The organism is Cohnella rhizosphaerae (assembly GCF_029525575.1).
Lineage (GTDB): Bacteria > Bacillota > Bacilli > Paenibacillales > Paenibacillaceae > Cohnella > Cohnella rhizosphaerae.
This window is the reverse complement of the sequence record NZ_JAPDIA010000002.1, coordinates 160,338-180,337: the sequence shown is the minus strand read 5'-3', so window position 1 is coordinate 180,337 and position 20,000 is coordinate 160,338. Positions and strand designations below refer to the sequence as shown.

At 61.1% G+C, this 20,000-nt stretch carries 18 protein-coding genes and 2 pseudogenes; 3 read left to right on the top strand and 17 right to left on the bottom strand.

Annotated elements, in window-relative coordinates; translation table 11 throughout:
* Positions 1–102: 102 nt before the first annotated feature.
* The 9 genes and pseudogenes from nfsA to OMP40_RS04355 all read right to left on the bottom strand — a co-directional run bounded on the left by nfsA (position 103) and on the right by OMP40_RS04355 (position 9,035).
* Positions 103–849 carry an oxygen-insensitive NADPH nitroreductase gene (gene nfsA, locus OMP40_RS04390; RefSeq protein ID WP_277529466.1) on the bottom strand — a complete coding sequence of 249 codons (747 nt, stop codon included), beginning with the start codon at positions 847–849 and terminating at the stop codon, positions 103–105.
* A 161-nt stretch (positions 850–1,010) separates the two neighbouring features.
* Entirely contained in the window at positions 1,011–1,574 is a 564-nt protein-coding gene (locus OMP40_RS04385; RefSeq protein ID WP_277529464.1) for a peroxiredoxin, read from the bottom strand.
* Between the two features lie 102 nt (positions 1,575–1,676).
* Positions 1,677–2,627, bottom strand: a complete 951-nt coding sequence (trxB, locus tag OMP40_RS04380; RefSeq protein ID WP_277529462.1) for a thioredoxin-disulfide reductase — start codon at positions 2,625–2,627, stop codon at positions 1,677–1,679.
* A gap of 127 nt (positions 2,628–2,754) precedes the next feature.
* Positions 2,755–3,459 (bottom strand): winged helix-turn-helix transcriptional regulator, encoded by a 705-nt coding sequence (locus OMP40_RS04375; protein WP_277529460.1) that lies wholly within the window; start codon positions 3,457–3,459, stop codon positions 2,755–2,757.
* Complete coding sequence (locus OMP40_RS04370; RefSeq protein WP_277529459.1) at positions 3,432–3,830, bottom strand: Fur family transcriptional regulator; 399 nt, start codon at positions 3,828–3,830, stop codon at positions 3,432–3,434. The genes OMP40_RS04375 and OMP40_RS04370 overlap by 28 nt, the downstream gene beginning before the upstream one ends.
* Before the next feature lie 340 nt (positions 3,831–4,170).
* Positions 4,171–6,274 (bottom strand): annotated as a pseudogene (locus OMP40_RS04365) (molybdopterin-containing oxidoreductase family protein).
* 99 nt (positions 6,275–6,373) lie between these two features.
* Positions 6,374–7,105, bottom strand: a complete 732-nt coding sequence (locus OMP40_RS04360) for a response regulator transcription factor (RefSeq protein WP_277529785.1) — start codon at positions 7,103–7,105, stop codon at positions 6,374–6,376.
* Between the two features lie 114 nt (positions 7,106–7,219).
* A complete protein-coding gene (locus OMP40_RS39740) occupies positions 7,220–7,675 on the bottom strand; it encodes a sensor histidine kinase (RefSeq protein ID WP_338131023.1) in 456 nt (151 codons plus the stop codon).
* On the bottom strand, positions 7,623–9,035 hold the full coding sequence (locus OMP40_RS04355; protein ID WP_338131022.1) for a sensor histidine kinase: 1,413 nt from the start codon (positions 9,033–9,035) through the stop codon (positions 7,623–7,625). The genes OMP40_RS39740 and OMP40_RS04355 overlap by 53 nt, the downstream gene beginning before the upstream one ends.
* 180 nt (positions 9,036–9,215) lie before the next feature.
* Here OMP40_RS04355 and yfbR point away from each other — a divergent pair, with 180 nt between their 5' ends.
* Both yfbR and OMP40_RS04345 read left to right on the top strand, forming a co-directional pair.
* Positions 9,216–9,845 (top strand): 5'-deoxynucleotidase, encoded by a 630-nt coding sequence (gene yfbR / locus OMP40_RS04350; protein ID WP_277529457.1) that lies wholly within the window; start codon positions 9,216–9,218, stop codon positions 9,843–9,845.
* Positions 9,823–10,440, top strand: coding sequence for a hypothetical protein (locus tag OMP40_RS04345; protein WP_277529455.1), 618 nt, complete (start codon positions 9,823–9,825; stop codon positions 10,438–10,440). The genes yfbR and OMP40_RS04345 overlap by 23 nt, the downstream gene beginning before the upstream one ends.
* Before the next feature lie 67 nt (positions 10,441–10,507).
* On the opposite strand, the gene OMP40_RS04340 is transcribed toward OMP40_RS04345, so the two are convergent.
* The 7 genes and pseudogenes from OMP40_RS04340 to OMP40_RS04310 all read right to left on the bottom strand — a co-directional run bounded on the left by OMP40_RS04340 (position 10,508) and on the right by OMP40_RS04310 (position 18,036).
* Positions 10,508–10,933 carry a DUF2269 family protein gene (locus OMP40_RS04340; protein ID WP_277529454.1) on the bottom strand — a complete coding sequence of 142 codons (426 nt, stop codon included), beginning with the start codon at positions 10,931–10,933 and terminating at the stop codon, positions 10,508–10,510.
* 241 nt (positions 10,934–11,174) lie between these two features.
* The gene (locus OMP40_RS04335; RefSeq protein WP_277529451.1) at positions 11,175–12,407 is read right to left on the bottom strand and encodes an aminopeptidase; all 1,233 of its coding nucleotides are present in this window, start codon (positions 12,405–12,407) and stop codon (positions 11,175–11,177) included.
* 13 nt (positions 12,408–12,420) lie between these two features.
* Positions 12,421–13,555 (bottom strand): annotated as a pseudogene (locus tag OMP40_RS04330) (M24 family metallopeptidase).
* Between the two features lie 93 nt (positions 13,556–13,648).
* Positions 13,649–14,593, bottom strand: a complete 945-nt coding sequence (mdh, locus tag OMP40_RS04325) for a malate dehydrogenase (protein WP_277529448.1) — start codon at positions 14,591–14,593, stop codon at positions 13,649–13,651.
* Positions 14,594–14,863: 270 nt separating this feature from the next.
* Positions 14,864–16,159 carry an NADP-dependent isocitrate dehydrogenase gene (icd, locus tag OMP40_RS04320; protein ID WP_277529446.1) on the bottom strand — a complete coding sequence of 432 codons (1,296 nt, stop codon included), beginning with the start codon at positions 16,157–16,159 and terminating at the stop codon, positions 14,864–14,866.
* 133 nt (positions 16,160–16,292) lie between these two features.
* Positions 16,293–17,405 (bottom strand): citrate synthase, encoded by a 1,113-nt coding sequence (gene citZ / locus OMP40_RS04315; protein ID WP_277529444.1) that lies wholly within the window; start codon positions 17,403–17,405, stop codon positions 16,293–16,295.
* Positions 17,406–17,724: 319 nt separating this feature from the next.
* Entirely contained in the window at positions 17,725–18,036 is a 312-nt protein-coding gene (locus OMP40_RS04310; RefSeq protein ID WP_277529443.1) for a hypothetical protein, read from the bottom strand.
* A 185-nt stretch (positions 18,037–18,221) separates the two neighbouring features.
* Here OMP40_RS04310 and OMP40_RS04305 point away from each other — a divergent pair, with 185 nt between their 5' ends.
* Positions 18,222–19,757: a Ppx/GppA phosphatase family protein gene (locus OMP40_RS04305; RefSeq protein ID WP_277529442.1), complete on the top strand. Its 1,536-nt coding sequence runs from the start codon at positions 18,222–18,224 to the stop codon at positions 19,755–19,757.
* A gap of 69 nt (positions 19,758–19,826) precedes the next feature.
* Here OMP40_RS04305 and OMP40_RS04300 read toward each other — a convergent pair whose 3' ends face one another.
* Positions 19,827–19,988 carry a mechanosensitive ion channel protein MscL gene (locus tag OMP40_RS04300; RefSeq protein WP_277529440.1) on the bottom strand — a complete coding sequence of 54 codons (162 nt, stop codon included), beginning with the start codon at positions 19,986–19,988 and terminating at the stop codon, positions 19,827–19,829.
* Positions 19,989–20,000 lie beyond the last annotated feature (12 nt).

Here is a 20,000-nt window from a genome sequence, read left to right as displayed (position 1 = left end):
AGAGCCGGCGTGTCGCAATAGGTGCCGCAATAGATAGTAGTATAGGCCAACGGACGATGCGATCTCAAGCTCGGTGCCCGCCGTCACAAAAAAAGCCCCGAATTAACGCTTCAAAAAGCCCCGCTTTTTTAAATATTCCAACATGTGCAGGCGATTGGGCCGCGTCAGCCATTCCGCCATGATCCTCGTCCAAGGCGTGCTTTTGCGGCCGTCCGTGCGCATCCGCAAATATCTCGTCATCGTCTCGTCGTACTCGGCGACCGGTCCCCGCCCTTTTTCGGCGTCATACCGGTTCCGATGGAGCACAGCCTCGACCGGCAGCCGCGGACGTTGTCCGCTCGGTTGATCGGGCAGTCCCACGCACATGCCGAACACCGGATAGGCCAAGCCCGGGATGCCGAGCAGGTTCGATACCTCCTCGATCCGGTTGCGGATGCCTCCGATATAACAAATGCCGTAGCCCATCGACTCGGCGGCGATCGCGGCGTTCTGCGCGGCCAACGCCGCGTCCACCGTCGCCACGATAAAGCTCTCCGCCGAGTCCGCATAGGCGTCTGCGCCCGGTTCGAGATGCGCCTCCGCCGCGCCGGAGAGCCGGTTCAGATCCGCGCACCAGACGAGAAAAACCGGGCAGGACTCGACATAGGCCTGATTGCCCGTCAAGACGGACAGCTCGCGCTTAAGCGCCGGGTCCGTGACCGCAATGACGCTGTAAGCCTGCACGTTGCTCGACGTAGACGCCATCTGTCCGGCCGCGACGATCTCGCGCAGGTCCGCCTCGGGTACCGGCGAAGGATCGAAGGATCGGACGGAGCGGTGTTGCATCAGCTGCGCAACCATTTCGTTCATCGCGTTTTTCCTCCTCTCGCTTTCCGCCCGCTTCCGCTTTCGCCAAGCAGCCGGTTTCTTTTAACGTTTCCCCTTAATCCACGCCCCTGAAGCTTCGGCGCGGCAAACGGGCAAATGGACCGGAAGTCTGGCTTCCGGTCCATCCTGTCGCTATTTTCGCGTTAGCCGATCGTCTTTTGCCCCGGCTTCCAGTTGACCGGACACAGACCGCCGGACTGGAGCGCCTGCAAAATGCGGAGCGTCTCGTCCACGCTGCGGCCGACGTTCATGTCGGTCACGACCTGGTAACGCAGCACGCCCTCGGGATCGACGATGAAGAGGCCGCGATGCGCCGCGCCGGAGGCGTCGTCGAGAATGCCGTAAGCGTGCGCGGTTTCCTTCGTGAAGTCGGACACGATCGGGAACTTGATCGCGCCGATGCCGTTCCGGTCGACCGGCGTCTCGATCCACGCCTTATGCGTGTAGATGCTGTCCACCGATGCGCCGAGCACCTCGCAATCCAGCGCCTTGAATTCGTCGTAGCTGTCGCTGAAGCCGCGGATCTCGGTCGGGCAGACGAACGTGAAGTCGAACGGCCAGAAGAAAAATACGAGCCATTTGCCGCGATAGTCTTCAAGCGATATTTTTTCCTCCAGCGAATCGAGGTTTTTCGTGGACAGCAGGTTGAACGATGGAGCGGGAAGGCCGACTTTGGCGAACGGGTACGGATTGGCGATGGTCGTCATATGGGATATATCCTCCTGGATGTTGTGTGATGTATGAAATGCATGCCGTATCGGTATCGGTTAAACGATGGCGATTTGCGTCGGATTATCGAAACGCATCATTCAGAAAACGGAAGCGACGGCGGCGGGCGATTCGTTCGCCTCCAGGAAACGCTCGGCGTCCAGCGCGGCCATGCAGCCGGTGCCCGCGGCGCTGATCGCCTGGCGGTACTTGCTGTCCTGGACGTCGCCGCAGGCGAATACGCCCGGGATGTTCGTCTCGGTCGTGCCGGGCGTGACGAGGATGTAGCCGGTCTCGTCCGTCTTCAGCTGACCTTCCAGGAACTTCGTGTTCGGCGTGTGGCCGATCGCCACGAATACGCCTTCCGCCTCGATCAATTCTTCTTCGCCGGTCTCGTTGTTCAGCACCTTCAGCCCCTTCACGCCAAGCGGTCCGGCGACCACTTCAAGCGGCGTGCGGTTCAGGCTCCAACTGATCTTGGCGTTGTCGCGGGCGCGCTCCTGCATGATCTTCGAGGCGCGCAGCTCGGTGCGGCGGTTGACCAGCACGACTTCCGACGCGAAGCGGGTCAGGAAGTTCGCTTCCTCCATCGCGGAGTCGCCGCCGCCGATGACGATGATCTTCTTGCCTCTGAAAAAGAAGCCGTCGCAGGTCGCGCAGGTGCTGACGCCGCGTCCGACGTTGTCCTTTTCCCCGGGGATGCCCAGGTACTTGGCCGATGCGCCCGTCGAGACGATGACGGTCTGCGCCTGCAGCTCTTCCTTGCCGTCGACGGTGAGCGTGAACGGACGCTTCGACAGATCGGCCTTCGTCACCCAGCCGCTGCGGAACTCGGCGCCGAAGCGCTGCGCTTGCTTGCGCATATTATCCATCAATTCCGGTCCCATGATACCGTCAGGGAATCCCGGAAAGTTCTCGACCTCGGTCGTGGTCGTCAGCTGGCCGCCCGGTTCGGGTCCTTCGATGACGAGCGGAGCGAGCCCCGCGCGGGCAAGATAGATAGCGGCGGTCAGTCCCGCGGGACCGGTGCCGACGATGATCGTATGTCTCATATGACGCTCTCCTCTCAACTTGACGCTTGGCGTTCGATAAATTGATCTTAACACCGGATCGCCGTGCGGGCATGAAGGCCGAATGAAGGCGGCATGAACGTTTGATGAAGAAAAATCGGCTTTCCGCCTAATCGGCCGTCCGGTAGCCCACGCCGCGAACGGTCACGATATAACGCGGATTTTTCGGGTCGTCGCCAAGCTTTTTGCGCAAGCTCTTGATATGGACGTCGATCGAGTTGCTGCCTCCGAAGTAGCCCTCGCCCCACAGCTTCTCCATCAGATCCTGGCGGGACAGCACGCCTCCCCCGGCCATGAGCAGCGCTCGCAAAATATCGAACTCCGTCTTGGTCAGCTCGACGCGCCGTCCATCCCGCTGCACGGTCACCCGCCGCAGATCCATGCGGATATCCTTGAACGCCGCCTCGTCGGGCCCGGCTGCCGGCGCGCTCTTGCCTGCCAAATCCTCGATCCGGGCGAGCAGCGCGCCGACGTCGCCCGGCCAAGCTTCGCTCCGGTCGGCCGTCGGGACTGGGATCGCGCGCGCGTCCAGCAGGGCGGCGGGTTCGACGAGATACAGCGCGGGCGTCTTCAGCTCGTTCATGCCGCCTAGCGGATCGTGACCCGCGACCGAACGGTCGGCGATCAGCAGATCGATCTGGAGGCTGGAGAGCAGCGCCTCCTGCCCGTGACGGAAGACGAGCACATCGTAGCAGCGCGTCGTCAGTTCCGCGAGCAGAGGCTGCAGCCGCGCCGGGTAAGCGCTGACGACGACGATCCGGCGCGTCGTGTCGCAGTAGGCGCCCATCAATTCTTCTGCTTGGATATCCGGCATGCGGGGCACTCTCCTTTAAAAATGAATTGCTCTTCCGTCAGCAGGTACCCGCTCTCCTCGGCGACCTTCGAGAGCCATTCGGCCGGCGGAGGCGTCATCACCTCGTCGACCTTGCCGCAGGACACGCACACGATATGCGCATGGTCTTCGCCGCGCCCGTCGTAGCGGCTCGTCTTCCCCTCGAGCTTCAGCTCGTGAATGAGGCCTTCTTCCGTCAAATAGCGGAGCGAGTTGTAGACGGTGGCGTAGGCGACGGATTGCCCCCGCGCTTTGAGACGATCGATGATGTCCGCGGCCGTCGGATGATCGTCGGCCTGCAACACGATGTCGTAGACAAGCTTGCGGGGGGCCGTCAGATTGCGTTTGGTCATGGGAATCCCCTCTTTATTTGAATTGGATTGTCGATTGGAATATCTTTTTTTAAATTTAGATTTAGTTTAAATTTATATCATGATTTTGTCAAGCGCATGCGATAACAGGCTGCATGCTCAATCCTCCGGTTTTCACGGGGCTGGCGCTCGATGTGTGCACGTAGATCGATCGTCGGCGGATTCACGAGGATACGGCGATTGAAGTGTGCACGTACATCAATAGTCGGTGGATTACGAAGGCAACAAAACGCGCGGACCAGGCGCTGCCTTGTTACAGGCAATGCCAGATCCGCGCGATGTGCGCCACTATGCGTTGGAACATGTATCCAAGCGATCCGTCTCAGATCGCGCTGCCCATTGATGCCTCGGACACATTCGGCTTCTCCGCAGCCAAGGACGCTCGCGCCACCGCGACCCGGCCGGAGAAAAATACCGCGCCGCCGCCCATGTCCGACAACCGGTCCGGCGTTAGCGCGTTGACCGTCGCGCTGCGCCCGTCTCCCTTGTCCGCCCACAGCCCCTGGCTGACGACGACGCCGGGCAGGACGTCCTCGCCGACCGAAGCGGTCAGCCATGCCTCGCCGCGCGCGTTCCAGACGCGCACCTCGGCCCCGTCTTCGATGCCCAGCGCTTCCGCGTCCGCTGCATGCATGTGCAGCTTGGGCGTTTTTTCCATGCCCGCGTGCTTGTCGTTGTTCGAAAACGTCGAGTTTAAGAAATTGTGATTCGGCGCCGGAATGAACGCGAACGGGAAGGCTTCGTCCCCCTCCTCGATCAGCGGCGCGTACGTCGGCAGGGGCGGCAAGCCGTGCCGCTCCATCGCCTTCGAATAAAGCTCGATCTTCCCGCTGGGCGTCCGCAGCCGGCCCGGGAACAGCGGCTTCACATCCGCGCGCACGTATTGCTTTTCAACCAATGCCTCGTAGGTAACGGGTCCATAGGCATAATTGCCCGGGAAATCGACGGCCTGTCGAATCATCTCCGCGTCATCGTCCTTGAACGCATCGTCCTCGTAGCCCATCCCCGCGGCAAGCAGACGGAACACCTCGTTGTTCGATTTGCTCTCTCCGTAAGGCGCCACGACCGGCTGCTGAATTTGCACGTAATGATGCCAATACGAATGGTACAGGTCGGTGTTCTCGAAAGCGGAGGTCGCGGGAAGCACGATATCGGCGTACTTGGCCGTCTCCGTCAGGAACAGGTCGTGCACGACGGTAAACAGATCTTCGCGAGCGAGTCCCTCCCGCACTTTGTTCGACTCGGGCGCCACGATGGCTGGATTGCTGTTGTACACGTATAACGAAGAGATCGGCGGTTCCAACTCCAGCAGCGCGCTGCCGATCCGGTTCATGTTGATGCGCCTCGCCTGCCGGCCCCCGCGCAGATCGGGCCGCTCGAGCGCCTTGGCATTGTGACCGACGTAGCCGCCGTTGCCCTTGATCGCCCCGCCGCCGGGCACGAGCCATTGTCCCGTCAAAGCCGGCAGGCAGGCGATCGCCCGCACGTTCATGCCCCCATTGTCGTGATGCTGGATGCCGTTGCCGATGCGAATGAACGACGGCGACGTGCGCCCGTACAGCCTGGCCAATTCGACGATGTCGGCTTCCGGCACGCCGGTAATGCCCGACACGGTCGCCGGATCATAAGCCGCGACGTGCGCGCGAAGCTCCTCGTGTCCGACCGTATATTCGCGCAAAAACGCTTCGTCCGTCCATCCCTCCGCGAATAGAACGTGCATCATGCCGAGCGCAAGCGCCGTGTCCGTGCCCGGACGCAGCGGGATGAACCAATCCGCCCATTTGCCCGTCCGGTTGCGGTGGACGTCGATGGCGACGATCTTCGCGCCGGCCTTCCTCGCCTGCTCCGCGATCGTGACCTGATGCATGTTCGTGCTGACCGCGTTGATGCCCCAGAAGATGAACAGCTTGGCGCCGACCGTCTGCTCCGGATCGGTCCCGTAGCTGCCGCCCATCGTATAGCGGTAACCGACCGTGCCCGCCGCCTCGCAGATCGTCTGGTCGAGCTGGGACGCGTTCATCCGGTTAAAAAAACCGCGTTCCCATCCCCTCCGTCCCGATGCGGCCCATATTGCCGTAAAAGCTGTAAGGCAGTATACTTTCCGAACCTCTTTCCGCGACGAGCGCTTTCCACCGATCGGTAATCTCCGCAATCGCTTCATCCCAGGAGATCGGCACGAAGGCCCCTTCGCCTTTGGCGCCGACGCGCCGGAGCGGCGTGGTCAGACGCTTGCCGTCATAAATGCGCGCAGCCATATGGCGCACCTTGTTGCAGATCGCGCCGCGGGTCACCGGGTGATTCGGGTCGCCTTCGACCTTGACGATGACCCCGTCCCGCTTGTGTACGAGCAAGCCGCACTGGTCCGGGCAATCGAGCGAGCAGACCGAATGGAACACGCCGTCCCGCTGCGCCGTATATTCGTTCATTTTCGCGTCAACTCCTTCAAATCCGTTCCCCCATTTTAACACAAAGAAGACGAATCCGCCGTCCTTCACGGTCGAATCCGTCCTGCTCGCATTGCCTGTTTACGCCTTGCCGGCAATCCCCGTTTTCCGGCTGACCGTCAGCTTGTAGCCGACGCCGCGGATCGACTCGATCTGCACCGACTGCTGGTTCAGCTCCAGCTTCTTGCGCAGCGAGCTGACGTGCACGTCCACCGTCCGCTGTCCGCCGATATAATCGAAGCCCCATACGACATTCATCAGATCGTCCCGCGTGATGACGATGCCCGGACGTTCGGCCAGATACAGCAGCACCTCGAACTCCTTCGGACGAAGCGTGATCCATTCGCTGCCGACCTGCACTTCGTACTTGTCGGGATAGATCTGCAGCGCGCCGAGCGAGATCACCTTTTCCCCCGCCGGATCCGCTTTGGGCCTGGACTCCTCGTTGCGGGAGCGCCGCAGCACCGCCGACGTGCGCGCGAGCAGCTCCGCGACGCCGAACGGCTTGGTGATGTAGTCGTCCGCGCCGAGCTTGAGTCCCTGTACGACCTCTTCCTCCGCGTTGCGGGCGGTCAGGATGATGACCGGCGTCTTGACGCCGTGCTGGCGCAGCTTCTGCAGCACCTCGAAGCCGTTCATCCCGGGAAGCATCAGATCCAGAAATATAATCGCGTATTCGTCTTGGATCGCCTTGTGCAGTCCCTCGGCGCCGTTGCCGATCACCTCGGTCTCATAACCGTCCTGCGACAAGTTGTACGTGACCAGACGCGCTATCGTAGGTTCGTCTTCAATAATGAGCACCTTGTCCGACATAAGCTCCTCCAGTCCGATCGGTCCGTTTGACGTCCCGGCCTCTTCTGTCAATTTATCATGCCGCCGTAAATTCAGCGTCATCCGAATGTCAACGCCACGTAAAATAACCCGATGCTAATAGTCATGGATCAGCGGGAGCTCGATCACGAACGTCGATCCGACGCCGACCGTGCTCTCCACCCGAATCGTCCCGTGGTGCAGCTCGACCAGATGCTTGACGATCGACAGACCCAGTCCCGTGCCGCCGGAGCTGCGGGAGCGGGCTTTGTCGACGCGGTAGAAACGTTCGAATATGCGAGGCAGGTCTTTTTTCGGTATGCCGATGCCCGTGTCGGATACGGTGATCCGGACATGCTCCGGGGCGTCGCCGCCCTCTTCGCCCGCGGTTTCGACGATGACCGCCTTTACCCGTACGCGACCGCCTTCCGGCGTGTAGCTGATTCCGTTTTGCAGCAAATTCAGCGTGATCTGCCCGAGCCGATCCTCGTCTGCCTCGATGAACAGCTCTTCGGGCGCGTCAAGCTCCAGGGAGATCTCCTTCTTGGCGGCCTCCGGCCCGAGGAACTCCAACTGCCTCTCCAGAAACGACCGCAGGTCGATCGGGGAAAATTGCAGCGGCGAACGCCGAGACTCGATCTTGGACAGCTCCAGGATGTCGCCGATCAAGCGATTCAGCCTGTCGCTCTCTTCCTGTATGATCTTCAAAAAAGGAACGCGCAGTCTCCGGATCGTTAACCGCGCCGGCAAGCAGCGTCTCCGCGAAGCCTTTGACCGCGGCGACCGGCGTCTTGAGCTCGTGCGATACGTTGGCCACGAACTCGCTGCGCATCCGCTCGAGACGACGGATCGCGCTCACGTCCTGCAGGACGAGGAGCAGGCCAGGCGCCGTATCTTCGTCCATCGGGATCGGCACCAGATTGAGCTCGAGCAGTCTTTCGTCCGGATAGTACACCGTGAGCTCCTCGTGGATCGGCTCGCCGGTCTCAAAGCCGCTGCGAATGAGCTGCAGCAGCTCGTATTGCTGCTTGGCCTCGGTATAGCTGCGCCCCACGCGTTCCCGCGCCAGGCTGCCGAGCAGCAGCTCGGCGCTCCGGTTGTAGATGCGGATCCGGCCGTCGGGGCCGATCATGACGACGCCGCTGATCATATGGTCGAGCACCGATTGCAGATGAAGCTCGTTCCTGCGGATCTCGCCCATATGGTCCTGCAGGTTGGCCGCCATCGCGTTCAACGCCCGGCCCAGCTCGCCGATCTCGTCCTTGCCGGCGTCCGGGATGCGGACCTTGTAGTCCATGCCCGCCATCCGCTTGGCCGCCGACGTCATGCGTTCCAAGGGCTTCGTGACGCTGAGCGCCACCCGGTAGCTGACGATGGCGGCCAGCGCGAATACCGCGAGCAAACCGAGCGCGAGCACCATCCACATGCGGTCCAGACTCTTCTCGACGGCCGACAGGGACATCGCCAGCCGGATGATGCCGAGCGTCTTCCCCGATTCGCCGTCCTTGACCGCGTATGCGACGTACAGCATATTCTCGTCAAGGGTGTCGCTGTGCCGGATGCTCCTTCCCAAGCCGCTCGCAAGCGCCTCCCGTACTTCGTCGCGTCCGGCGTGGTTGTCCATCGTGCCCGGCGCATGATCCGAATCCCCAAGCACTTCGCCGTCGGTGGCGATGTACGTGACCCGCATGTCCGCCAGTTCCTTGAATCGGATCGCCTGCGCTTCCAAATATGCAGTCTGGGCCGTCCTCGTTTCGTCCTTCGGCCAAGGCGCCGCGGCAGCGAGCACATGAAGCTGGGTCTCCATATGGCTGCCGAGCGCTTCGAGATGGTTATGCTTGTAGAATTGTCCCGTGAAAATCCCCGCCGCCAGCACGGACAAACCGATGAGCAGCATAAACAACGCGGTCAGCTTCAAGCGGAATTTGCTCATTTGCGCTCCCGTGCGGCTTGCCATGCGTATAGCCAATCCTCCAATTGCCGACTTTTCTTTATCTTAACACAGGAGTATTAGCGCAGTGTAAATTCAAACAGACTTTACAGAAGGCCAGGGTGTCTGCGGACTTTGAAGTACGTTATAGTGAAGGAGGACCGATGAAGGAGGCTTGCCGATATGCAGCAGCAGCATTTTTTAGCTTACCTATACCGTTTGCGTTACATCGAACGCTGGAGTCTCATGCGCAACTCCACCAGGGAAAACGTCGCCGAGCATTCCTATCATACCGCGCTTCTCGCCCACTTGCTGTGCACGATCGCCAGGGACGTATTCGGACGGGACGTCGATCCCGACAAAGCGGCGAGCCGCGCGCTGTTCCACGATGCCACCGAGGTCATCACCGGGGACATCCCGACGCCCGTCAAGCATCACAATCCCGCGCTGCTGTCGAACTTCCGCGACCTGGAGCGGCTGGCCGCCGAACGACTGCTCGGCACCGTGCCGCCCGAGCTCATCGGCGCATACGAGCCCCTGCTCATGAGGCAGACGCAGGACGACGAGCTGAACCGGTACGTGAAGGCGGCGGATATTCTCGACGGCTATCTCAAATGCGTATCGGAGATGTCGGCCGGCAATCGCGAATTCGCCACCGCGCGCAGGCAGTTCGAGAAACGGCTAGCCGCGCTCGGCATGCCCGAGATCGATTGGTTCCTGAACCGGCTCGCTCCGAGCTTCGAAAAGACGATCGACGAGCTGTCCGAGCGGGATCCGGACGGTGATCCGGATGACGATGCAGATGCCGATTAAAGAGACGGGCTTCAGAAGAGCGCTGTCCATCGCCAGAGACGCGCTGTGGTTCGTCATCCCGCTGCTGATCGCCGCCGGGATCTTCGGCTATAAATATCATTTTCCGAAGCGTATCTCCGCCGACTATCCGGCGATCGAATATCGAATCGGGAATCCGGCTTCCGCGGAGCGTACGACGATTCACGTAAAGGGAAAGCTGTACCGCCCTTTATATCGGGACCCCTATTTTAAAGGACGGATCGCGATCGATAAATACGACTTCACGGGGTCTTCGGATTACTCGATGTATCCGATAACGTTCACAAGCGACTTGTTGAACGGCTGGGGATCGCTTGGTTATAACGCATACCTCGATCGCACGATTAAGATGGAAATGCTTGGCGTACTCTGGCAGCATGACGATATGAAGGCCCTCAAAATCAGTATTTACGAGCCGGTCAGGGCAAGCCAAAAAGAAACGAAGGATCTAACTTTAATCGCTCCTGCGGACCATATCGATACAGCTATGGCCCTCGAACGAAAATTCAGCGATCGCGGACAAAAGTTGACGAACGACACGAAAATCAACGGTTCCGCAATCCCTCCGCAACGTTAAAAAGGCTCCGCCCGCGCATGTCGCGCGGGCAGAGCCTTCTTCGTTCAAGCTCATGATTACGAAAGCGTTAAGCGTACCAGCGGTTCTCCATCAGCCAGATGACGACAAGGAAAACGACCAAAATTACGATACTCAGCGTCTGTACGCGCGAGACGTTGCCGGATGCGTCCTGACCGCTCGCTGCCGCGCCCGCGATCCGCTTGAGCGGTGCCTGAACGATGCCCGACAATGCGCCGAGCACGACGAACAGCACGATGACCGTAACCATCCACGATACCTTGTAATCCGATTGAGAGATGAGATACCCGCCCGTGAGCAGCTGCAGCACCAAGGCGTATTGACCGATACGGCCGGCAGTCACCAGACCGCTGGCAAGACCTTCCTGGGCCGGCGTGGACAACTGACGGAAACGCCTGGCCAGAAACGGCAAAATGGCGTAAATCCCCATCCCGACCGCTCCGACGACGTGCAGAAAAATCATAACGTCATACATCGCGATATGTACCTCCACAACCATAATATGACAAGTCACACTTAGTATACACAAACCTGGCGAACAAGTAAAAAAAAGCGGACCTGCGCGATTATTTTTTTTCGGATATGGAACCGCAGGTCCGCCGAAGGAGTCGAATGGTTGGGGTGACGCAGCGCAGCCGCCCTCGTCTCTTAACGGCAGACGCCAATAAACCGGCCTCCTTACGGATAGCCGGTTTTTGACGTGCTGCTTTCCTGCTTTAAAACGCCCAGGCGCCTTTGACGAACACTTGCTCCTCGCTGCCTTCCGCGGTGATGCCGAAGATGTCCAACTCGCCCGAGCCGACCATGAAATCGGTATGAACGGTGCTGTTATTCAGGCCGCGGGCGGCCAGCTCTTCCTGGCTCATATCTGCTCCGCCCGCGATGCAGGAGGAATAAGCGCCGCCTACCGCGAGATGGCAGGACGCGTTCTCGTCGAAGAGCGTCTTGTAAAACAGCAGGCCGCTGTCCGAGATCGGCGACCGGTGCGGGACGAGCGCGACTTCGCCTAGATACGCGGCGCCTTCGTCCATCTGAACGAGCGTGGCAAGCGCCTCGGCGCCTCGCGCGGCGGAAGTGCGAATCGCCCTGCCGTCTTCGAACGCAAAGGAAAAGCCGTCGATGATCTGTCCGGCGTAGCTCAACGGCTTCGTACTCGATACGGTTCCCCGCACCCCGTCCCGTTTTGGCGCCGTATACACCTCTTCGGTCGGCAGATTCGGCACGAACCAGACGCCGTCGGCGTTCTGCTTGCGCCCGCCCAGCCAGACGTGGTCGGCCGGAAGCGCGATCGTCAGGTCCGTGCCCGGCGCCGCGTAGCGCAATGCCCGATACTGCTTGGCGTTCAGAATATCTGCCCTGCGCTTCAGCTCGGAAAGATGCGTCTCCCATGCGGCCAGCGTATCCGCGCGGTCCGCGCGTACGAGCTTGAAGATCGCCTCCCACAGGAGGCCGATCCGAGCCGACTCGGGCGCGTCCGGAAATACTTTGTCGGCCCAGCCCCTGGAAGGCGCGGTCGCGATCGTCCAGCTGAACTTGAAGCCTCGGGACAGCACCCGATAGTCCTTCATCACTCGGCTGGCCGCCTTCTGGGCGTTCGCGATTCGTTCGCCCGGCACGCCGCTCAGCAGATCGGGATCGTCCGACATCAGATTGATCGAAGCCGCTCCTGCGCGTGCCAGCTCCAGTTTTTCCGCCGCAGACCACTTGGGCTCTTCCAGGAAAGCTTCGTCCGGCGCCAGATCGTACTTCAGCCTCGTGACGACCTCGTCCGTCCAAAACACCTTCACGCTGCGCGCGCCGGCTTCGTATGCCTTTCGGACGACCAGCCTGGCCAGCTCCGCGCTATCCAGGGATGCGTTGACCGCGACCGTCTGGCCCGGCTGCACGTTGGCGCCCACCTTGACGATGAGCGCCGCGTACCGGTCCAGCTTTTGCGCAAAATCGCTCATGATAAAGTCCTCCTTATTGGCGATCCGCCGGGATGACGGTCATTCGCTTCGGATAACGCGTGAGCACGCCTGCCGTACCGTCTTCGCGGATATAGACGTCGTCTTCGATCCGTACGCCGCCGACGACCGAATCGTAGACGCCCGGTTCGACCGTGAATACCATGCCCGGCGCCAATAGCATGCCGTTCGCGCCCGACATGGACGGCTGCTCGTGAATGTCCATGCCGAAGCCATGCCCGACCCGATGCGTGAAAAGCGGTCCGAAACCCGCCTGCTCGATCGTCTCGCGCGAAGCCGCATCGACCGCGGACACCGGGACGCCAGCCGCGGACGCGGCGATCCCCCGCTTCGTTGGCGGCAAGCACCGCTTCATAGATGGCGCGCTGCGTCTCCGAGGCTTCGCCGACGACGAAGGTTCGCGTAATGTCCGAGCAATATCCGCCAGCCTGGACCCCGATGTCGATTAGCAGGAAGTCGCCTCTTCGAATCGCATGCTGACCCGGCACGCCGTGCGGAAGCGCCGAACGCGGCCCAGTCAGCACGATCGTCTCGAAGGCCGGGCGATCCGCGCCGAGCTCCCTCATCTTGCGTTCGATCTCCGCGGCCAGCGCCAGCTCGGTCATCCCGACGCGAACGTACGAGACCGCGTGCGCCATGACTTCTTCGACGATATCGACCGCCCGCCGGATGCGTACGATCTCGTCCGCGCTCTTCGCGATGCGCATGTCCAGAATCGCTTGCTCCAGATCGGCAAATCCGGCGCCGGGGTAGACCGCTTGAAGGCGTTCCGCCTTGGCCAGCGAGACAGCGCCTTTTTCTACGCCGATCGAACCTGCGCCCGCTGCGGGCATCTGCTCGCCCAGCAGCGCATAGGCGTCGTCATCGTCCGAGATCGGCACGATGGCGAGATCCGGCGCGGCCTCTTCGGCAGCCGTCGCGTCCAGCAGCGGCACGAACAGCTTCTCCGCGCGATTCGCGCCGCCCAGCGCAAGCGCCAGAAAGCGCTCATGCGGATTGCAAGCGAAACCCGTGAGGTAGGCGACGTTCGTGGGCGAAGTCACCAGGCCGATTCGAATCCCTTCCTTTTCCAAATAAGAAACGATTCGATCTCTTCGCGCTTTGTACACTTCCGATGACAATCGGACCATCTCCTTAACACGTTATCCGCGCCCGAGCAGAAACGACTCCAAGGTCGTCGGACCTTGGAGTCGAGAGCCAAGCGCAAGCTGACGTTCCTTAAATCAGGCGTTTTCGACGATCCGGACGACGCTGCGGACCGACTCCGCGGACTTGGCAAGCGCCGCCTTTTCGTCCAGGGTCAGGTCGAGCTCGAATACCTTCTCGATGCCGTCGCCGCCGAGCACGGCCAGTACGCCCATAAATAGATTGTCGTAGCCGTACTCGCCTTGCAGCAAAGCGATGACGGGCAGGATGCGCTTCTTGTCCTTCAGGATCGCTTCGGTCATCTGGACGAGCGAGGCGGCCGGCGCATAATAGGCGCTCCCGTTGCCGAGCAGGCTGACGATCTCGCCGCCGCCGACGCGCGTGCGCGCGACGATCGCTTCGATCTCCTCCTTGGGCAGCAAATGCTCCACGGGAATGCCGCCGACCGTCGTATAGCGCACGAGCGGCACCATGTCGTCGCCGTGGCCGCCGAGCACGACGCCGCGCACGTCTTCCACGGACACGTTAAGCGCTTGGGCAAGGAACGTATTGTAACGAGCCGTGTCCAGTACGCCGGATTGGCCGATCACGCGATTTTCAGGAAACCCGAGCGCCTTGTTGGCGACGTAGGTCATCGCGTCGACCGGGTTGGAAAGGATGATGACGTAGGCGTTCGGACTGGTCGCCTTCACGTTTTCGCAGACGGACCTGACGATGCCCGCGTTCGTGCTTACCAGATCGTCGCGGCTCATGCCGGGCTTGCGCGCGATGCCGGCCGTGATAATGACGACGTCCGAATCGGCCGAGTCCCCATAATCGGCGGTGCCGACGATTCTCGCGTCGAAGCCTTGGACCGGCGCGGCTTCGGCCATATCCAGCGCCTTGCCCTTCGTCGGATTCTCCAGCTGCGGAATATCGACCAGCACGACATCCCCGAGCTCCTTCTGCGCCAGCATCAGCGCCGTCGTCGCCCCCGTAAAACCCGCGCCCACGACCGTAATCTTCGACCGTTTCATTGCCATTCGCATTCCCTCCTAAAAGTTCCTCACGAATAGGTTACCCGCCCTCAAAAACAACAATCCCCCCTCGCCGACACGTAAGCACCGACAAAGAGGACCGTTATTAATCGTTCTTCTCCCCCGCCAAACCCGCATCCCTGCGTCTCTGTCCCCCAACCGTTAATCGGCAGGGTGTCCAGAGGGCAGCGCCCTCGGAGTCCCCCTGGGAAGGGGGGATCTAGGGGGTTGTGCAGTGCATCAAGGGGGGAATCGGGGGCAAGCCCCCGAAAAAAACTACATATTTTTAATAATTTCATCCGCGAACGCCGAGCACTTGACCTCGGTCGCGCCTTCCATCAGACGAGCGAAGTCGTACGTGACGATCTTGCTGTTGATGGACTTTTCAAGACCCTTGTAGATGAGGTCGGCCGCTTCGAGCCAGCCGAGGTGCTCGAACATCATGACGCCGGACAGGATCACGGAGCCCGGGTTGACGACGTCCTTGTCGGCGTACTTAGGCGCGGTGCCATGCGTCGCTTCGAAAATCGCGTGCCCGGTCAAGTAGTTGATGTTCGCGCCAGGCGCGATGCCGATGCCGCCGACTTGGGCAGCCAGGGCGTCGGACAGGTAGTCGCCGTTCAGGTTCAGCGTCGCGATGACGTCGAAGTCCGTCGGACGCGTCAGCACCTGCTGCAGCGCGATGTCGGCGATCGCGTCCTTCACGAGGAGCTTGCCTTCGGCCAGCGCGGACTTTTGCGCTGCGTTAGCCGCTTCTTCGCCTTGCTCCGCCTTGATCGCGTCGTATTGGTTCCAGGTGAACACTTGGTCGCCGAACTCGCGCTCGGCCAGCTCGTAGCCCCAGTTCTTGAACGCGCCCTCGGTGAACTTCATGATGTTGCCCTTGTGGACGAGCGTAACCGACTTGCGCTTGTGCTTGATCGCGTACTCGATGGCAGCGCGGATCAGGCGCTCGGAGCCGTCTTTGGATACCGGCTTGATGCCGATGCCCGAAGTCTCGGGGAAACGGATCTTATTAACGCCCATTTGCTGCTGCAGGAACTCGATGACCTTCTTCGCGTCGGCGGTCTCGGCTTGATATTCGATACCGGCGTAGATGTCCTCGGTATTTTCGCGGAAGATGACCATGTCGACCAGCTCCGGACGCTTGACCGGCGAAGGCACGCCGTCGAAGTAGCGAACCGGACGCAAGCACACGTACAGGTCGAGCTCCTGGCGAAGGGCGACGTTCAGGGAGCGGATGCCGCCGCCGATCGGCGTGGTCAGCGGGCCTTTGATCGCGATGATGTATTCGCGGATCGCGGTCAGCGTGTCGGCAGGCAGCCATTCGCCGTAAGCGTTGAACGCCTTTTCGCCGGCGAATACTTCGTACCAGGCGATTTGCTTCTCGCCGCCGTAAGCTTTCTCAACGGCTGCGTCGAGTACGCGCTTGGATGCGGCCCAGATGTCGCGGCCCGTGCCGTCGCCTTCGATGAACGGAATGATCGGATTGTTAGGGACGTTCAGGACGCCGTTTTGGTCGACTTTGATCGGTTCGCCGGCTTGCGGCAGTTCGAATTTTTCGAGTTGCATGGATGGGTAGCCTCCTGGAATTTAAAATAAGTAGGTGTTGAGCGCGCGAATGCGCGCGAAGCAGCGCGGCAAACCGGCGCGCCGACCGCCCCGAAGGGGGAGGACGGCCCGCGGCGTGCCGCAGGAACCGAGCTTAGCGCTGCGCGATCGCCACGTAGTGCTGGTCGACCGGGCCGACGTACTCCGCGCGAGGGCGAATCAGACGATTGTCCGCGAGCTGTTCGAGGATGTGCGCGGTCCAGCCGGATACGCGGCTGATGGCGAAGATCGGCGTGAACAGGTCGCGCGGAATGCCGAGGAGCGTGTAGCAGGAAGCCGAGTAGAAGTCGACGTTCGGCTTCAGACCCTTCTGGCCGGTCACGAGCTCTTCGATGCGAACGGACATGTCGTACAGGCGGCTGTCGCCGTTCAGCTCGCTCAGGTTTTTGGACATTTGCTGCAGATGCTTGGCGCGCGGGTCCCCCGTACGGTAGACGCGGTGGCCGAAGCCCATGATCTTCTCTTTGTTGTTCAGCTTGTTCTGGATATACGGCTCGACGTTGTCCAGCGTGCCGATCTCGTCCAGCATGACCATGACCGCTTCGTTGGCGCCGCCGTGCAGCGGCCCCTTCAGGGCGCCGATCGCGGACGTGACGCCGGAGTAAATGTCCGACAGCGTCGCGACGGTGACGCGAGCCGCGAATGTAGAAGCGTTAAGCTCGTGGTCCGCGTGCAGAACAAGCGCCTTGTCCAGAGCGGTGACCGCCACTTCGGACGGCTCTTCGCCGGTCAGCATGTACAGGAAGTTGTGCGCGACGCCGACGCCGGACTTCGGCGCGACCGGCTCTTGGCCTTGGCGCAGACGCGCGAAGGCGGCGATCACGGTGCCCATCTGGGCCTGCAGCTTGATCGCCTTGCGGTAGTTCGCTTCCTTGCCCGGGTCGTTCGCCTCGGCATCGTATAGCGCCAGGCTGGAGATCGCCGTGCGGAGCGCCGCCATCGAGTTCGCGCCCTTCGGATAGAGCCGAAGGCCGTCGATGACTTCGCTCGGCACCGTCGCCGCTTCGCCGAGCTGCGACTTCAGCGCGTCCAGTTCGCTTTGCGTCGGGAGCTTGCCGTTCCAAAGCAGATATGCCACTTCTTCGAAGCTCGCCTTCTCGGCCAGCTCGTCGATGTTGTACCCGCGATACGTCAGCACGCCGTCGATAATGGAACTGATGGACGAGGATGCGGCGACGATTCCTTCAAGGCCTTTGGTAGCTGTCATGGTTCTCTCTCCTTCAATTCCAAGATAACGAATCAAATAAGCGCACGATGCGCTTTGCGAATTCGGGGCCGGCGGTTCGGAGGCGCCCTCGGGCTGGCCGTCCGCTTCATCCGCGAACCCTAATTACTTTCGGTTTTTAAACCCTCATTCAATGATAAACGATTTCAATTGGGAATGGAACCGAACGAAGAATAAAAATGCTTTATCGGATGTATAGACGAATACTCTCACATTCGCGCGTCGACGCGTCGGCGCGGCGAATCCGAAGCATTCGGATCGCCGCGCGCGCGGGCAGGCCGGACGGGCGCAGATCCGGATATTACATCGAACCGACGTCCATTGTCGCGATGTGTCGCTTGGTCTCCTCCGTGCCCCAATCGCTCAAGCGGCGATAGATTTCCTTCAAATAATAATCGTAGCCGTCGTTTTCCGGATCGTGGCTGTACTCCAAAAAAGGCTGATGCGACCGCCAAAAGCCGGCCTGGTCGAATTCGTCCATCGAATCGAACAGCTCTTGCAGCTGAACCAGCTCTTCTTCGCCCGCCTCGATCTCGAACTCGTAAGCGGCGTCTCCGCGCTGCGTATTGATCGTCCTGGCCTGGACCGATACGTAATACTTGGATTTTTCCATAAGATCCTCCCCCGCGCTGGCTGATGTTACTCGTATTGTGTCCAAGCGCTCCGCGGATTTATGCCCTTTCGCCGATCCGTCGCGCCCGGCGCTTTTGCGCGGCGGCCGGTGGTGATAGAATAGAGCGATAACAGCGTTCAAGGCGGACGCGCGCTTCGGCGCGAACGCTGCCGGAGGAGGAGCTTATGCCATATACAGCCCAAACGACGGGCATGATCGATATCGGTTCCAATACGGTTCGTCTGTCGGTGTACCGCGTGACCGAAGAGGGCGCCTATCGCGTCATCGACCAGGGCCGCTGGCCGGCCAGGCTCAGCCAGCGCCTGACAGCGGACGGCAGGCTGCCGGCCGATGCCGTGTCCGAGCTCGGCGAGGTGCTGCGCCACTACAAGCGAATCTGCCGCATCCACGGCGTGGACCGCATCCGCACGGTCGCGACGGCCGCCGTGCGCCAAGCGACGAACCGGGACCAGGCGCTGTCCGCGCTGTTCGAGGAGACGGGCCTTGTCATCGAGCTGCTGCCCGGCGAAGAGGAAGCCCGGCTCGGCAGCCTCGCCATGCTGCGGACGATGAACATCGAGGACGGCTTCGTCGTCGATATCGGCGGCGGCAGCACGGAGATTACGCTGCTTCGCAATCGGCAGATCGTCGCCTCGGTTTCTTTTCCCATCGGCTGCGTCAACACGTCAACCCGGTTCGAGCTCGGCGAAGGGCCCGTCGCCAAGACGATGCTCGATGCGATGCAATATGAGATTTTGGACAAGCTCTCCGCGCAAGCCTGGATATCCGGACAGCCCGATCTCCCGATTATCGGGCTCGGCGGCACCGTGCGCGCGCTCGGCAAGCTGCGCCAGCGGCTGGACGAATACCCTTTCGCCAACCTCCACGGCTACGAGATTTCGTCCGCCAGCCTGAGTTCCTCCATCGACCTGCTCGCGCCGCTGACGGTCGAAAAGCGGCGGAAGCTGCCCGGCTTGTCCAAGGACCGCGCGGACGTCATCGTCCCCGGGCTCGTCATTTTGCAAGCCGTGCTGCGCGCCTGCCGCTCGTCCGGCATCGTCGTTTGCGGCGCGGGCCTCCGCGACGGCTTGTTCTACGACACTTGCCTGCCCGATCTGCGCATGGACGGCGAGGACGCCGTCGCGGAAGAGAGCATTCGCAATCTGCGCGTCCTGTACCCGGGCGCGCCGCCGAGCCATCTCGATCAGGTGAGCCGGCTGTCGCTCGCGCTGTACGACCAGCTCGCGCCGGGCGCCGAAGCGCCCGCCGAATGGCGCAGGCTGCTCAGCGCGGCATCCCGGCTCTTCCGCATCGGAGCCGTGCTCGATTACAACGACTGCGCCCAGCATACGTTCTATATCCTCATGCATGCGCACTGGAACGGCATGTCCCATCGCGAAAAGCTGCTCGTCGCGGCGATCGCCTCCTACCGCAACGCGAACGCGCTGAGGCGAAGCCTTGCCGGCTATCGTACGCTTCTTCGCCCCGGAGACGAAGAGCTCTGCGCCAAGCTCGGCATGCTGCTGCAGCTTGCGGCGGCGCTGGACCGCAGCGAATCACAGGCGATCACTTCGCTTCACGTCGCCGGCGGCGCAGGCGGCCGCCTGCTGCTGGATGCCGCGGCCAGCCATGCGCTGCCCGTCGAGACGACCGAGGTTCGGGCGCTTGCCAAAGACTTCAGGAAATGCTGGGGACTTACGCCGTCGCTGCGTCTCATCTAGCCTTTATTCCGACAAATGCCTTATATTCGTTCATAAAAAAAAGGACGCCTGCGGGCTTCCTTTTTTTTTCTAATATAAAATTCTGCGCATGACTTTTACTTCGTAGCCGTATTTGCCTCGCATCAACTTCATCTGCTCGTTGATGTAGTCGTAGACTTCCTTCAGTCTCGACGTATTCGGCCTCAGCGTCTCCTTGACTTCGCCGCCGACGATGACATCGAATTCGATCATCCTCGTCCCTCC